Annotated in this window: 12 protein-coding genes and 1 riboswitch; of the genes, 4 read left to right on the plus strand and 8 right to left on the minus strand. The window is 75.7% G+C overall.

Annotated elements, in window-relative coordinates; all coding sequences use genetic code 11:
* Positions 1-63 precede the first annotated feature (63 nt).
* Positions 64-1,380 carry an aminotransferase class V-fold PLP-dependent enzyme gene (locus tag SK069_RS11150; protein ID WP_406628287.1) on the minus strand — a complete coding sequence of 439 codons (1,317 nt, stop codon included), beginning with the start codon at positions 1,378-1,380 and terminating at the stop codon, positions 64-66.
* 264 nt (positions 1,381-1,644) lie between these two features.
* A riboswitch (SAM riboswitch) is annotated at positions 1,645-1,715 on the minus strand.
* Positions 1,716-1,937: 222 nt separating this feature from the next.
* Between SK069_RS11150 and SK069_RS11155 the strand changes: the two genes are divergently transcribed.
* The 3 genes from SK069_RS11155 (at position 1,938) to map (ending at position 4,324) form a co-directional block, all read left to right on the plus strand.
* Positions 1,938-2,453, plus strand: a complete 516-nt coding sequence (locus tag SK069_RS11155) for a hypothetical protein (protein WP_319954308.1) — start codon at positions 1,938-1,940, stop codon at positions 2,451-2,453.
* 104 nt (positions 2,454-2,557) lie between these two features.
* Positions 2,558-3,349, plus strand: coding sequence for a hypothetical protein (locus SK069_RS11160; protein ID WP_319954309.1), 792 nt, complete (start codon positions 2,558-2,560; stop codon positions 3,347-3,349).
* Positions 3,350-3,442: 93 nt separating this feature from the next.
* Positions 3,443-4,324, plus strand: a complete 882-nt coding sequence (gene map, locus SK069_RS11165; RefSeq protein ID WP_319954310.1) for a type I methionyl aminopeptidase — start codon at positions 3,443-3,445, stop codon at positions 4,322-4,324.
* Positions 4,325-4,428: 104 nt separating this feature from the next.
* Here the strand turns inward: map and SK069_RS11170 are convergent, their stop codons facing one another.
* From SK069_RS11170 to SK069_RS11180, 3 genes are read right to left on the minus strand one after another with little or no spacing between them, the layout of a single operon-like run.
* Positions 4,429-5,637: an MFS transporter gene (locus SK069_RS11170; protein WP_319954311.1), complete on the minus strand. Its 1,209-nt coding sequence runs from the start codon at positions 5,635-5,637 to the stop codon at positions 4,429-4,431.
* A gap of 45 nt (positions 5,638-5,682) precedes the next feature.
* On the minus strand, positions 5,683-7,230 hold the full coding sequence (locus SK069_RS11175; RefSeq protein ID WP_319954312.1) for a 4Fe-4S binding protein: 1,548 nt from the start codon (positions 7,228-7,230) through the stop codon (positions 5,683-5,685).
* A gap of 42 nt (positions 7,231-7,272) precedes the next feature.
* Entirely contained in the window at positions 7,273-8,289 is a 1,017-nt protein-coding gene (locus SK069_RS11180; protein ID WP_319954313.1) for an AurF N-oxygenase family protein, read from the minus strand.
* A 268-nt stretch (positions 8,290-8,557) separates the two neighbouring features.
* Between SK069_RS11180 and SK069_RS11185 the strand changes: the two genes are divergently transcribed.
* On the plus strand, positions 8,558-10,411 hold the full coding sequence (locus tag SK069_RS11185; RefSeq protein WP_319954314.1) for a hypothetical protein: 1,854 nt from the start codon (positions 8,558-8,560) through the stop codon (positions 10,409-10,411).
* A gap of 236 nt (positions 10,412-10,647) precedes the next feature.
* Here SK069_RS11185 and SK069_RS11190 read toward each other — a convergent pair whose 3' ends face one another.
* The 4 genes from SK069_RS11190 to urtB are packed head-to-tail and all read right to left on the minus strand — an operon-like array spanning position 10,648 to position 14,276.
* Positions 10,648-11,346: an ATP-binding cassette domain-containing protein gene (locus SK069_RS11190; RefSeq protein WP_319954315.1), complete on the minus strand. Its 699-nt coding sequence runs from the start codon at positions 11,344-11,346 to the stop codon at positions 10,648-10,650.
* Positions 11,343-12,191, minus strand: coding sequence for an urea ABC transporter ATP-binding protein UrtD (urtD, locus tag SK069_RS11195; protein WP_319954316.1), 849 nt, complete (start codon positions 12,189-12,191; stop codon positions 11,343-11,345). The genes SK069_RS11190 and urtD overlap by 4 nt, the downstream gene beginning before the upstream one ends.
* A gap of 28 nt (positions 12,192-12,219) precedes the next feature.
* Entirely contained in the window at positions 12,220-13,389 is a 1,170-nt protein-coding gene (gene urtC, locus SK069_RS11200) for an urea ABC transporter permease subunit UrtC (protein ID WP_319954317.1), read from the minus strand.
* On the minus strand, positions 13,386-14,276 hold the full coding sequence (gene urtB / locus SK069_RS11205; protein WP_319954318.1) for an urea ABC transporter permease subunit UrtB: 891 nt from the start codon (positions 14,274-14,276) through the stop codon (positions 13,386-13,388). The genes urtC and urtB overlap by 4 nt, the downstream gene beginning before the upstream one ends.
* Positions 14,277-14,285: the final 9 nt, after the last annotated feature.

A 14,285-nucleotide genomic window follows, 5' to 3' on the forward strand; every position in this document is an offset into this window, starting at 1 on the left:
CGGCGCGTACCGGGCACGCGACGAACGCGGCGGGCCGTGCCGGGCGCGCGGTGCGTCGCGCGATCAGTCGCCGCAGGGCGCGGCCGCGCCGCCGGCCGCCCCGATGGTCAGCCCCGCGCGGGCGAGCCAGGCCGCCTCGTCGCGGTCGTCGTCCGCCGGCGCCCAGCCGGAGGCCGTCCGCGCGTAGACGTGGCGCGAGCCCTCCGTGACGAGCTGCCGGAGCGCCGCGACGAGCCGGTCGGCGTCCTCGGCGCGGCTGCCGAGGCCGAGGCTCGCCCGCAGCGCGCCGCTCGGCGTGCCGAGGCGCCGGAGCAGCGGGTGGGCGCAGAAGCGCCCGTCGCGCACCCCGATCCCGTGCTCGGCGGAGAGGTACGCGCCGACGAGGCCCGGCTCGTGGCCCTCGACGGTGAAGGCGACGACCCCGATCGCGTCGGGCGCGTCGGGCCAGATCGCCAGCGGGTCGACGCCGGGAACGCCGGCCAGGCCGTCGAGCAGGCGGCGGCGCAGCGCGCGCTCGTGCGCGTCGCGCGTGGCGGCCCCGCCGTCGGGCGCGTCGAGGTCCTCGAGCTCGTGCAGCGCCTCGGCGATCGCGACGGCGCCGAGGAGGTTCGGCGTGCCGGCCTCGTGGCGCGCCGGCCCGGACGCCCAGAGCGTGCCGTCGAGGGTCACGTCGCGGACCGCGCCGCCGCCGGCGAGGTACGGCGCGGCGGCCTCCAGCCAGTCGCGGCGGCCCGCCAGGACGCCGGCCCCGTAGGGCGCGTAGAGCTTGTGCCCCGAGAAGGCGACGTAGTCGACCCCGGTGGCGGCGAGGTCGATCGACCGGTGCGGCAGGAGCTGCGCGGCGTCGACGAGGACCCGCGCGCCGTGGGCGTGGGCGAGCGCGGCGATCCGGGCGATCGGCAGGACCTCGCCCGTGACGTTCGACGCGCCGGTGATCGCCACGAGCGCCGTGCGCCGCGCCCGTAGCGCCTGCTCCAGCCGCTCGATCGTGCCCGCGAGGGTCGGGGCGTGCGGCACGACGCGGTGGCCGGCCGGGCCGCGCCAGGCGAGGAGCGTCGCGTGGTGCTCGACGTCGAGCGTCACGACGTCGCCCGCGCCGGCGGGCACGCTGCGCGCGAGGAGGTTCGTCGCGTCGGTCGTGTTGCGGACGAGGACGACGACGTCCTCGTCGGGCCGGCCGCCGATCGACCGGTGGACCGCGTCGCGCGCGGCCTCGTACGCGGTGCTCGCCGCGCGCGACGGGATCCCCGCCCCGCGGTGGACGCTGCCGGTGAGCGGCAGCAGGCGCTCGACGCGCTCGGCGACGGCGCGCAGGGCGGGCGCGGTCGCGGCGTAGTCGAGGTTCGCGTAGCGCACGCAGCGCCCGCCGAGGAGCGGCACCTCGACGTCGGCGCCGACGACCGGCGCGAGCGGGCCGCCGACGAGCGTCGGCGCGCCGCCGTCCGCGTCGGTGGTCGTCGGCCGCGAGGGAGTCGCGTGGCGCGCGGGCGGCGTCGCGGGCGTGGTGGCCGGACGGTCGAGGGTGCTGGCGGTGCTCACGATGCGGGTCCTTGTCGTGCTTCCGGGACCCACCCCGCCGAGGAGACGGGTCCGCGCTTGCTGCGCGGGATCGCCCGCGCGCCTGGTCACCGGCCCGGAGGACCGTTCACCCGGGGCACCCCGCCGCGGTCGGAGGGTTGCCGGCCAGCGAGCCGGGGCTTGACGCTGGCGCTCTTGACCGCGTCGGAAAATACCACAACCCAGATCCACTTTCATCAGTCCGCCCGTCGACCCGTCGGCAGCAGCCGGACGCGACGGGTCCACGTCGCGAGGACCGGCGGTCGGCAGGCGCCCCCGCCTCCGTCGGGACGTGGTGCCCGACGGGCGGCTTGGATCCTGTCGGACCGCTCCGAACGGTCGGCGCCGGTGTTCCGGCCAGCATGCCGAGGCGTTCGTTCGTGCCCCCGCTGCCCCGCCCACCGCGGGCGACCGGGACCCGCACGGCGCTGCTGCTCGTTGCGACGACCTCCGCCGTCGCCCTCGGGGCGCCGACGTCGATCGCCGCGGTGGCCCCGGCCGCGCCCTGCGCCGGAGTCCGCGCGACCGTCCCGCTCTCCTACGGCGTGCTGGACGAGGACCGGACGGTCGAGAACCCGCGGCACCTACCCCAGGGCCGGGTCGGACGCGCCCTCGCGTCGTCCGACGGCACGGCGGGCGTGCGCACGGTCCCGGCGGGCCGGCGTCGCGTGCCGTATCTCTGCGTCGGGGACGAGCGGGTCGCCCGCCTCCCCGTGCTGCGGGCCCACGAGCGGGTCGTCGAGGCGACCGCGAACGGCACGATCCTCGCCTGGCGCACCGCCACCACGAACACCCACGGCGGTTGCACGTCGGGCGGATCGTCGGGCGGCGAGTACGCGCGGTGCGGTCGGTTCGCGTCCACGGCGACCTCCTGCGGTCCCGGGACGGACGCCTGACGGCGGCGCCGAACGGCGACGTCGCGTGGGCGCTCGTCACCCGGTCCGGACGACGGCTGCCCGCCAGGCTGTGGGCCTGGCCGCGCGGGGGGTCGGTCCAGCGGGTGGCGCTCCACGGCGACGAGCCGCTCTTCGTGGAGAGCCTCCTGCTGGCCGACGACCAGCACGTGCTCGTCGACGGCGCGGTCCGCACGGTCGCGCGACGGTTCGCGCCGCCGGTCCCCGGCCGCTGCCCGCGCCTGACGGTCGGCCGATGGTCGACCCTCGGCGAGCGGCAGGTCACCTTCGTCGGGGGCTTCGTCGTCGGCGACGACAGCGCCGAGGGGACCTCGTGGACCGTCGTCTGCGACCGGCCGTCCGGACGGCTGATGCACGTCGAGCCGGAGGCCTACGAGTACACCCACTACTGCTCGATCCGCCGGACGACGCCGCGGCTCGCCTCCGTCGGCCCCTGGCTGCTGCTCGAGCGCGAGGTCAGCGAGGGCGGCGGCGGCCTCTGCGAGCCCGCGTTCAGCCGCTTCTCGACCACGCTCGTCGACACGACGAGCGGCACGCGGTTCGGGGCCTCCGGCGGTCTCGTGGGACCGGGCGCACCGGCCCGTCCGTTCCCGGGCACCCTGCCGCTGCCACCCCCCGAGATCGCCGCCCACGCCGGGCAGTGGCCGGCGGCGGTCGTCCGCGACGGGGCGGTCGCGTGGGCCGCCGCCCTCACCGGTGGCGGGTACATGATCCACCTCTCCGACGCTGCCGGGACGCGCCCGGTCGGACGCGCGACCGACGCGCACCTGACGCTCGACGATGCCCTGCGCTGGACGGAGAACGGCGCGCCTCAGAGCGCCCCGGTCGCCCCCGACCGGTCCTGGGCCCCGGCGACGGCGGTGACGCTCCGTCGATAGGTGCCACGCGCGCGCCTGGCCCAAGCGGATCAAGGAACGGTCCTGCCGCGGAGGCGGGGCGGACGACGCGCGCGGCGCTACGCTGGATCGACCGTGTCCGCGCCGTCCTCGACCCGCCCGCCGATCGTCCCCGGCCGCCTCTCGCCCCGCCGCAAGGTGCCGAAGGAGATCGCGCGACCGCCCTACGCGCTGCTCGGCGAGCCGCCCGCCCCGGAGGCGCCGCGCGCCCGCACCCCGCAGGAGCTCGAGGGCATGCGGCGGGCGAGCGACATCGCCAGCGACGCGCTCGCCGCCGTCGCCGCCGCGATCCGGCCGGGCGTCACGACCGACGAGCTCGACGCGATCGCCCACGAGGCGATGATCGAGCGCGGCGCCTACCCCTCGACGCTGAACTACAGCCACTACCCGAAGTCGAGCTGCATCTCGATCAACGAGGTGATCTGCCACGGGATCCCCGCCCTGGACACCGAGCTCTTCGAGGGCGACATCGTCACCGTCGACGTGACCGCCTACATCGACGGGGTCCACGGCGACCTGAACCAGACCTTCGCCGTCGGCGAGATCGACCAGCGCTCGCGCGACCTGATGGAGACGACCCGCCGCGCGCTCGCCGCCGGCATCGCGGCCGTGAAGCCCGGCGGCCAGGTCCGCGACATCGGCCGGGCGATCGAGAAGGTCGTGCGCAACCGCTACGGGATCGTCACGCAGTTCGGCGGCCACGGGATCGGGACGGCGTTCCACGACGGCCTCCACGTCCCGCACCAGTACGACCGCCGCGCGACCGACCGGTTCTTCCCCGGCATGACCTTCACGATCGAGCCGATGCTGAACCTCGGCTCGCCCGAGGCGCGGATCTGGGAGGAGGACGGCTGGACGGCGGTAACCGTCGACGGCCAGCGCTCCGCCCAGGAGGAGCACACGATCCTCGTCACCGAGACGGGGACCGAGGTCCTCACCCGCCACGTCGACGACTGACCCCGGAGCCCGATCGTCGGCGCGGCCCGCCGCGGGACCGGCGCGCCGCCGGTCCGCCGGACGCTCCGTCGTCGCGGTCCTCCGGACCCGACGCGCAGCGGTGCTCAGGCCGGGCGCTCCACCGACCGGTCCCCCGCCGCGATCCAGCCCGCGACGGCCAGCGGCACGAGCAGCACGAGCAGCAGGACGAGCGGGACCGTCCAGCCACCCGAGGCGTCGTGCACCGCCCCCAGCCCGGTCGGCCCGGTCGCCGCGACGAGGTAGCCGACGGCCTGCGCCATGCCCGACAGCTCGCCGGCCGCGTGCGCGGAGCGGGTGCGCAGCGCGAAGAACGTGATCGCGAGGGTCAGCGCCGCGCCCATGCCGCCGCCGAGCAGCAGCACCCAGGCGACCGCCCCCGCGCCCGGCGCGACGACGAGCCCGCCGGTCCCGAGCGCGAGCAGCACGACGAGGACCGCGACGATCGGTCGCTGGTCCCGGCCGCGCGTGGCCACGAGCGGCACCACCACCGCGGCGACGGTCGCCGCGAGGCTCAGGAGCGAGAGCAGCAGGCCCGACGTCGCCGCGGAGACGCCGTCGTCCTGGAGGATCGTCGGCAGCCACGCCGCCATCGCGTAGAACGCCAGCGACTGCAGGCCCATGAACGTCGCCACGGCCCAGGCCAGCGACGAGCGCCACACGCGCACGCCCATGACGCCCCCGCCCGCCGGAGGGCGGCCGCGCCCGGCGCGCAGGAGCGGCAGCCACGCGACGGCCGCGACGATCGCCGGCACGAGCCAGATCGCCAGCGCCCCGCGCCACGACAGGTCGAGCGCGTGCTGGACCGGGACCGTCAGCCCGGCGGCGAGCGCCGCCCCGGCGTTCAGCGCCACCCCGTAGACCGCCATGAGCAGGCCGGTCCGATCGGCGAAGTCGCGCTTGATCACGGCCGGCAGCAGGACGTTGCCGATCGCGATCCCCGCCCCCGCGATCGCCGATCCGACGAAGAGGGCGGCGGTGGCGGGGACGAGGCGCGCGAGGACGCCGGCGACGATCAGCCCGACCGCGAGCAGCAGCGCGGGCTCGAGGCCGATGCGCCGGCCGAGCCGTGGCGCGCCGATCGAGAAGAGCCCGAAGCAGATCAGCGGCAGCGTCGTGAGCAGGCCCACGGCCGACGAGCTGAGGCCGGTGCCGTCGCGCAGCTCGTCGGCGACCGGCCCGACGGCCACGACCGCCGGGCGGAGGTTCAGGGCCACGAGCGCGATCGCCACGATCGCCACGACCACGGCGACCGTCGTGGCCGGCGACCGGCCGCCTGTGCCCGAGGAGCGCAAGCGGCCACCGTAGCGCCGGCGCGCTGCCGGCCCTGCCGCGGTGCCTCAGCGGCGTCCGACGAGCGCGCGCAGTCGCTCGCGTCGACGCGGCGCCGCGACGGCGGCGTCGGCCGGCGGACGGGCCGGCGACGGGAGCCGGCCGGCGTTCAGGTCCTCGACGAGGGTCGCGACGGTCTCCTGCGCGCAGGCCTTGTTCGTGCCGATGAAGCCGCTCGGGCCACGCTTGATCCAGCCGACGACGTACGTCCCGGGACGCGTCGCGCCGTCCTCCGGGCCCACGACGCGCCCGGCCTCGTTCGGCACGACGCCGCGAGCGGGCTCGTAGGGCAGGTCGCCGACGGGGAGCCCGCGGTAGCCGATCGACGTCACGACGAGGCCGGCGTCGAGGACCTCGGTCTCCCCCGTCGCCGCGAGCGCCCCGTCCGGCCCGACGGCCGTGCGCTGGAGCTCGATCCCGGCGACGCGCCCGTCCGGGCCCGCGAGCACCCGCACGGGCGCGCGGAGGAAGCGCAGGGCGATCCGCCGCCGCTCGTCCTCGGCGGCGACCGGCGGCAGCGCGCGGAGCAGATCGAGCTTCGTCCGGGCGGGGTCCGCCGCCGCGCCGGGTGCGGGCAGCTCGGAGGCCGGGACGTCGAGCGCGACGCCCGGGGTGGCGCGCAGGCCGACGAGCTCGGGCAGCGTGAACGCCGCGTGCTCCGCGCCGCGCCGGGCGACGACGACGACCTCCTCGATCCGGCTGTCGCGCAGGACGCGCAGCGCCGCCGGGTCGATCTCGCTGTCGGAGAGCGCGTCCGGGTCCTGGGCGAGGATCCGGGCGACGTCGAGCGCGACGTTGCCGTTGCCGACGATCACCGCGCGGCGCGCCGACAGGTCGACCGTGCGGTCGGCGTGATCGGGATGGCCGTTGTACCAGCCGACGAGCTCGGTGGCCGAGAGCACGCCCGGCAGCTCCGCGCCGGGGACCTCGAGCCGGCGGTCCGCCGCCGCGCCGACGCCGTAGATCACCGCGTGGTGCCCCGCGAGCAGCTCCTCGTGGGTCACGTCGCGGCCGACCTCCACGCCGAGGTGCAGGCGCAGGCCGGGATGCTCGCGGATCCGCTCGAGCTGCCGGCTGACGCGGCGGGTGCGGCGGTGGTCCGGCGCCACGCCGCTGCGCACGAGGCCGTCGGGGCGCGGCAGGCGCTCGTAGACGTCGACCCGCGCGTCGGGGATCGTCAGCAGCTCCTCCGCCGCGTACATCGCGGCCGGGCCCGAGCCGACGATCGCCACGCGCAGCGGCTCGCCGCGGTCGCGCACGACGAGCCGCGCGGGGACCGGCGCCATCCTCGGCCGGGCGCGCGGGACCTCGTGGTAGGCGGCGTTGATGAGCGCGAACTCCGTCTCCTCGGCGGTCAGCCGCGTGTGCGGCTTGATCGCGTCGACCGGGCAGGCCGTGACGCAGGCCCCGCAGTCCACGCAGGTCGCGGGGTCCACGTGCAGCATCTCGGCGAGCTCGAACGCCGGGTCGTCCGGCGTCGGCTGGATGCAGTTCACGGGACAGGCGTAGACGCAGGACCCGTCCCCCACGCAGGACTGCGTGACGACGTGCGGCATCGGAGGCTCCTCGCTCGGCTCGGTCGCTCGCCGGATCGGCCCTCAGCGGACGACGGTCGCCCGGCGGTCCGGCTCGCCGCGGTAGCGGGACGGCTCGCCGTCGATCCCCATCCACTTCCAGACGCGGCGGCTCACGCGGTTCATCAGCCCGATCTCGTCGGCCAGGCGCCGCATGTCGTTGAAGTACGAGGCCATGATCGCCTTCGACGTCGGGCTGCGCCAGAACGCCTCGCGGTACACGTCGTCCGGGATCTGGAAGCGCCGCTGGATCGACTTCGGCGACGTCATGATCTCGCCCGCGAGCCAACGCATCGTGATCGGGAAGACGACCGAGAGGATCGCCTGCTGACGGCGCTTCAGGCGCGGGACGCGCAGCCGGAGGAACGCGTCGGCGAAGGAGATGTGGCGCGCCTCCTCGGCGATGTGGATCTCCATCGTCCGCAGGACGGCGGGCGGCAGCTCGACGCCCTCCCGGAGGATCGACTTCTGGTAGTGGTCGATCGGCTCCTCGCCCGCGAGGATCCCGATCATGAGGATCACCGGCAGGTAGCCGCCGGCGAAGCCGATCGCCGGCGACGCGAGGCGGAACGCGGGCCGCATCCCCGGCACGTCGGTCCCGGAGCGGTTGACGAGCTCCTGGAACATCTGGATGTGGTTGCACTCCTCCGTCATCTCGTGGAGGCAGTAGCGGAACTCGGGCGAGCCGTTGGGCAGGCTCATCGCGTAGTGCATGAGCCCGCGGATGAGGAGGCTCTCGAACGCGCCGCCGACCTTCACGGCGTTCAGCACGCGCCAGCGGCCGATCTCGATCTGCCGCTCGCGCGGCTGGGCCCGGTACCAGGCGGTGGCCCCGAGCGGGTCGAGCGTCGGGGAGAGGATCCAGCGCGGGTCGGCCGGGTCCAGCTGCATCTCCGGCGCGTCCCAGTCGATGTCGTCGTAGGGATCGAAGTGGACGTGGACCGAGCCCTCGGAGAGGGTCTGCAGCATCGCCTCGTACTCGGGGTCCAGCCGCTGCGGGGACGCGATCTCGCCGGCGGGCGGGGCGGTGGTCGTGCTCATCTCCAGCTCCTTGTCGGAACGACGGTGAAGGCCGGGGCGCGAGCTCGCGCACCCTGGCTACGCATCCGTAGCGTAGCGCAGACTACGCCTCCGCAGGAAACCCGCTGGCCGCCGGCCATCGCAACGCCTCGAGGGCGGACGGGAGGATGGGCCAGCGCCGTACGCGGGCAGGGGGCCCGGCGGCCACCGGCCGGTCGCCCCTGCGGGCCCCCACCGGAGGCCACGCGGTCCGCCCTCCCGGCATATGTCCTTATCCTTATCGGCGATCATGGGATTCGCTCTCCGTCTCCTCCGACGAGCTCCGGCCCGATGCGCGCTCCTCCTCGCCGCGCTCGTCCTCGCGCTCGCCCCCGCCTCCGCGCCGGCGACGCTCGGGCCGCTGCAGCCACCCAACCCGCACACCGCGCCGACCGGCGCCGCGACGATGCACGGCGACAGCACCGCATCGGACACCACGCCGTTCCGCGGTCCGGACCCGGCGCCCGAGGGCGGGTTGCCCGTCCGCACGATCGGCCTGGCGTCCGCCTGCCCCGCGGTGCTCCTCGGGCGCGCCCCCCAGCCCCTCGCCCTCTGCACGCGCCAGCGCGACCGCGCGCCCGTCGTCCACCTGCTCGACGCCGACGGGCGCGGCTCGCTGGCCGAGCTCGCGCTGCCGACGGGCAACCTCTTCGGCGGCGTCTACACGTACCTCGACGAGCAGGACCGGATGGTCCTCGTGACCGGGACCGGGCGCCTGCTGCGGATCGCCCCGGCCCGGACGCCGACCGGCGGCTCGACCCTGCGGATCGCCGCCGACGTCGACCTCGGCCCGGGGCTGCGCGGCGCCTGCGACGGCGGCCTGTGCGGCGGCGTCGTCGGCATCACCCCGGACTGGGCCGGACGGGTCTGGATCGCCACCGCGAACGGCACCGCCGGCGTCGCGGACCCGGCGAGCGGCGCCCTGCGGACGGTGCGCCTGGGCAGCGGCGAGTCGGTCGCCAACAGCATCGCCAGCAGCCCGCACGGGACCGCGGTCGCCACGACCCACGCGCTCTACGAGCTCGACGTCGACGCCGCGGGCGCCCCGCGGATCCTCTGGCGCGCGCCCTACGCGCGCGGGCCGGGCCGCAAGCCGGGCCAGCTCTCGTGGGGCACCGGCTCGACGCCGACGTACTTCGGCCCTCGGTACGGGACGGAGTACCTCGCGATCGTCGACAACGCGCAGCCCCGCTCGCGGCTGCTCGTCTTCGACGCGCTCGCCTCGCGCCGCGCCCGGGCCCCGCGCCCCGTCTGCGAGATCCCGGTGCTGCCGGCGAGCGGCAGCGGCAGCGAGAACTCCCCGATCGGCAGCGGGCGCAGCGTCGTCGTGGCCAGCACGTACGGCTACCCGTACCCGGCGTACCCCGACGACGCCGGCCCGCTCGCGCCCGGCGCCCGCGAGGACGTCTTCCCCGGCGGGATGACCCGCGTGGACCTCGACGCCGACGGCTCCGGCTGCCACGAGGCGTGGACGAGCCAGGTCCGCTCGGCCGCGGTGCCGAAGCTCTCGCTGCCGGACGACCTGCTCTACACCGTCGTGCGGACCGGCGCGACCCCGCTCGCCGGCGCCGCCACGAGCCCGCTGGACGGCTACGCGTTCGTCGCGCTCGACGCCGGGTCGGGACGACAGCGCGGCGCGGGCTCGTACCTCGGCCAGACGCTGCTCTCCGACGCGCTGCAGCTCGCCGGCAACGCCGCGCCGACCGGTGGGGTCTGGTGGCAGGGCTCGATCAGCGGCCTCTGGCGGATCGGCGACGGGCGGCGACCCGCCGCGCCGCCGCCCGCTGTCGGGCCGCTCGAGCCCGACGTGCTCGCCGCGGCCACGTGTCCGGCGGAACGCGCGCCGCGCCGTGGCGTGCGCCTCGCGTCCGTCCGCCGCGACGGCGGGCGCGTCGTGGTCCGCGGTCGGGTCGGCCGGCGGACCGGGACGCGCGTGCGGCTCCAGCGCGCGACGACCTGCGGCTGGCGGACCATCGGGCGCGCCCGCACGACGGAGGGCGGACGGTTCGTCGTCCGCGGGCGGCTCGCCCGCGGCGCCCGCGCGCGGGTCGTCGCCGGGTCCGGGGCTCGGGCGAGCCGCAGCGGCTCGCTGAGCGGCCGCTGACGGCGGATCGCGGCGGCGCCGGGGCGCGACACGTCCCGCGCCGTCCGCCCGGCCGCGTACCGTCGAGCGCACGGACCGGCCATCGACGACGACCAGTCGTGCCACCGACGGACCCCGCGCCGGGGCGTGCTCTCGCGAGAGCGCGCCCCGGCAGCGGACGCCGCCCCCGACGGCCGGGCGCCCCGGCCCGCGTCGCCTCCCGGGCCGGCCTCCCGCCCGTCGCCCGAGCGGGCGCGTCAGATGGCGAGCAGCCGTCCCGCCGCCTCGTGGTCCATGTCGGCGGTCGCGCCGGCGGCCACGACGTGCCCGGCCTCCAGGACGACGTAGCGATCGCTCATCCGCAGCGCCATCTCGACGTACTGCTCGGCGATGAGCAGCCCGATGCCGTCGCGGTCGCGCAGGGCGAGGATCGCCTCCTCGATCTCCGCGACGATCGACGGCTGGATCCCCTCCGTCGGCTCGTCGAGCAGGAGCAGCCGCGGCTTCGTGAGCAGGGCGCGGGCGATCGCGAGCTGCTGGCGCTGCCCGCCCGAGAGGAACGCGACGGGCCGCTTGAGGAACGGCTTGAGCCGCGGGAAGAGGTCGAGCACCTCGTCGACGTCGGAGCGCTTCGCCCCGGGCCGGGCCTCGAGCACCACGCGGAGGTTCTCGAGCACCGACATCCCGCCGAAGCCCGTCCGCTCCTGCGGGGCGTAGCCGAGGCCCGCCCGGACCCGCTCCCACGGGGGCGTCCCGGCGAGCTCGCGGCCGTCGAGGGTCACCGATCCCGACCGCACGGGCAGGATCCCCATCACGGCGTTCATGAGCGAGGTCTTGCCCGCGCCGTTGCGGCCGAGCACGCAGGTGCTGGCGCCCTCCTCGAACGTCAGGGACACGTCGAACAGCACCTGGGTGCGCCCGTGGGCGACGTCCAGGCCCGTGGCCTCGAGCTTCATGCCTGCTCCTCCTCGTCGCCCGCCGCGCCCCGGGAGACCGAGTTGCGATCGTCCTTCGCGCGGCCGATGTAGACCTCCTGGACCACCGGGTCGGCCTGGACCTCGGCGACCGTGGCGTCCGCCTTCAGGACCTTCCCCTCGTGCAGGACCGTCACGCGGTCCGCGAAGCGCCGCATGAAGTCCATGTCGTGCTCGACGACGAGCACCGTGCAGTCCCGCGCGACGTAGCGGACGAGCTCGCCGGTCCTCGTGCGCTCGTCCGGGCTCATGCCGGCGACCGGCTCGTCGAGCAGCAGCAGCCGCGGCTTCTGCGTCAGCAGCATCCCGATCTCCAGCCACTGCTTCTGCCCGTGCGCGAGGGCGCCGGCCGGCCGGTCGGCGTACGGCGCCAGCCCGGTGACCTCGAGCGCCTCCGCGACCTCGGGCCGGGTGCCGCGCCGCTGCCGCAGCAGGCGGCGCAGCGGCAGCCGGAAGCTCGCGGCGATGTCGAGGTTCTCCTCGACGCTCAGCGCCTCGAACACCGTCGCGGCCTGGAACGAGCGGCCGACCCCGAGGTGGACGATCCGGTGCTCCTTGTGCCCGACGAGCTCGACGTCGTCGAAGAGGACGCTGCCGGTGGTCGGCCGCGTGAGGCCGGTGATGATGTCCACGAGGGTCGTCTTGCCGGCGCCGTTGGGGCCGATGAGGAAGTGCACCTCCCCCTTTCGCGCGTCGAAGTCGACGTCGGTCAGCGCCTGGAAGCCGCCGAAGCTCACGCCCAGGCCGCGGATCCGGAGGATCGGCCAGGGCGCCGTCGGATCCCGGCGCTCGTCGCCGACCTCCGGCGCGATCGTGTCGCTGCTCATCGCGGTCCTCCCGCGGTCGTCGTGGCCATCACGCGCCCTCCTCCGCCGTCGTCCGCTTCGCGGACGGTCGACGCTCCCGCAGGCGCTCGCGCTGCTCGCGCAGCCAGTCAAAGGCCCCGGCCAGCCCGCGCGGGGCGAACGCGACGACGAGGATGAAGAGCGCGCCCTGGAGGTAGAGCCAGCCCGTAGGCACGGCCTCGGAGAACTCGGTCTTCGCCCAGTTCACGAGCACCGCGCCGGCGATCGCGCCCACGAGCGAGAGCCGGCCCCCGACGGCGACCCAGATGAGCATCTCGATCGACGGCACGACCCCGAGCGAGGTCGGCGAGATGATCCCGACCACGGGCACGAAGAGCGCCCCGGCGATCCCCGCGAACCCGGCGGCGACGGAGAACGCGACGACCTTCACCGTCGTCGGGCTGTAGCCGAGGAACCGCACGCGGTCCTCGCCGTCGCGCACCGCGACGAGCAGCCGGCCGTAGCGGCTGCGCACGAGCTGGCGGGCGAGCAGGAAGACCGCCGCGAGGATCCCGACGATGACGAAGTACAGGGTGCGCTTGTCGCCCTCGTCGGCGAGGTCGAGGCCGAAGAACGTCATCACGGTGAGGCCGTTCGTGCCGCCCGTGTAGTTCTGCTGGCCCACGAGCAGGATCACGAACGCCGCCGCGAGGGCCTGCGTGAGGATCGCGAAGTACGGCCCGCGGACGCGACTGCGGAAGATCAGCAGGCCGAGCAGCGCCGCGACCGCCATCGGCAGCAGGACGACCATCCCGAGCGCGAACACCGGCGAGCGGAACGGCTCCCAGAGGCCGGGCAGGTCGGTCGCGCCGGTCAGCGACATGAACATCGGCTGCTGCCCGTCGGGCGTGTCGGCGAGCTGCAGGTGCATCGCCATCGCGTAGCCGCCGAGGCCGAAGAACAGCCCCTGGCCGAGGACGAGCATCCCGCCGCGCCCCCAGGCCAGCGCGATCCCGACCGCGACGATCGCGAACACGAGGTACTTCGCCAGCAGGTCGAGCCGGAACGCCGAGAGCGAGGCCGGCGCGACGACGATGAGCAGGAACGCCACGAGCACGAACGACACGCGCGCGGCGGCGTCGGACCGCTCGCCGACGAGCGGCCGCCGCAGCCGCTCCGCGGGCGTCGGGGCCGGGGCGCCCTCCGACGCCCCGGCCGCGGTGGTCGGGTCGGTGGTCATGCGAGCCCCCGGGTCTGCTGGGCGACGATCCCCTGCGGGCGGACCTGGAGGAACGCCACGATCAGGACGAAGACGATGACCTTGGCCAGGCTGGCCTCGGTCCAGTACTCGATCAGCGAGTTGCAGAGCCCGAGCACGACCGCGGCGATCACCGCGCCGCGGAGCTTGCCCAGGCCGCCCGCGATCACGACGAGGAACGCGTCGACGATGTAGCTCTGCCCGAGCGTCGGGCCGACCGAGCCGAGCTGCGTGATCGCGACGCCGGCGACGCCGGCGAGGCCGGAGCCGAGGAAGAACGTGCGCCGGTCGACCGACGTGGTGCCGATCCCGGACGCCGCCGCGAGCTGCCGGTTCTGCATGACCGCGCGCATCCGGCGGCCCTGCTTCATCCGCGAGACGACGTACCAGGCGCCGGCGGTGGTCACCACCGCGAGCCCCATGATGAAGAGCCGGTTGTAGGCGACGCCGACGCCGAGCAGCTCGGTCCCGCCGTTGAGCCAGGACGGGCTCTTCACCTCGACGTTCTGCGCGCCGAAGATGTCGCGCGCGGCCTGCTGGAGGACGAGCGCCACGCCCCAGGTCACGAGCAGCGTGTCGAGCGGGCGGTCGTAGAGGCGCCGGATCAGCAGCACCTCGAGGGCCAGCCCCATCGTGCCGGCGACGACGAGCGCGACGGGGAGGGACAGCAGGAAGGCGGTCGAGACGGCGCCGTCGCCGAGCGCCTGCTGGACGACGTAGGTCGTGTAGGCGCCGGCCATGATGAACTCGCCGTGGGCCATGTTGATGACCCCCATCTGGCCGAACGTGAACGTCAGGCCGAGCGCGACGAGCAGGAGGATCGAGCCGATGCTCAGCCCGACGAAGACTTGGGAGAGGAGCTGTTCCACGGTCGTGAC

The sequence above is a fragment of the Patulibacter brassicae genome (assembly GCF_033949425.1).
GTDB lineage: Bacteria > Actinomycetota > Thermoleophilia > Solirubrobacterales > Solirubrobacteraceae > Patulibacter > Patulibacter brassicae.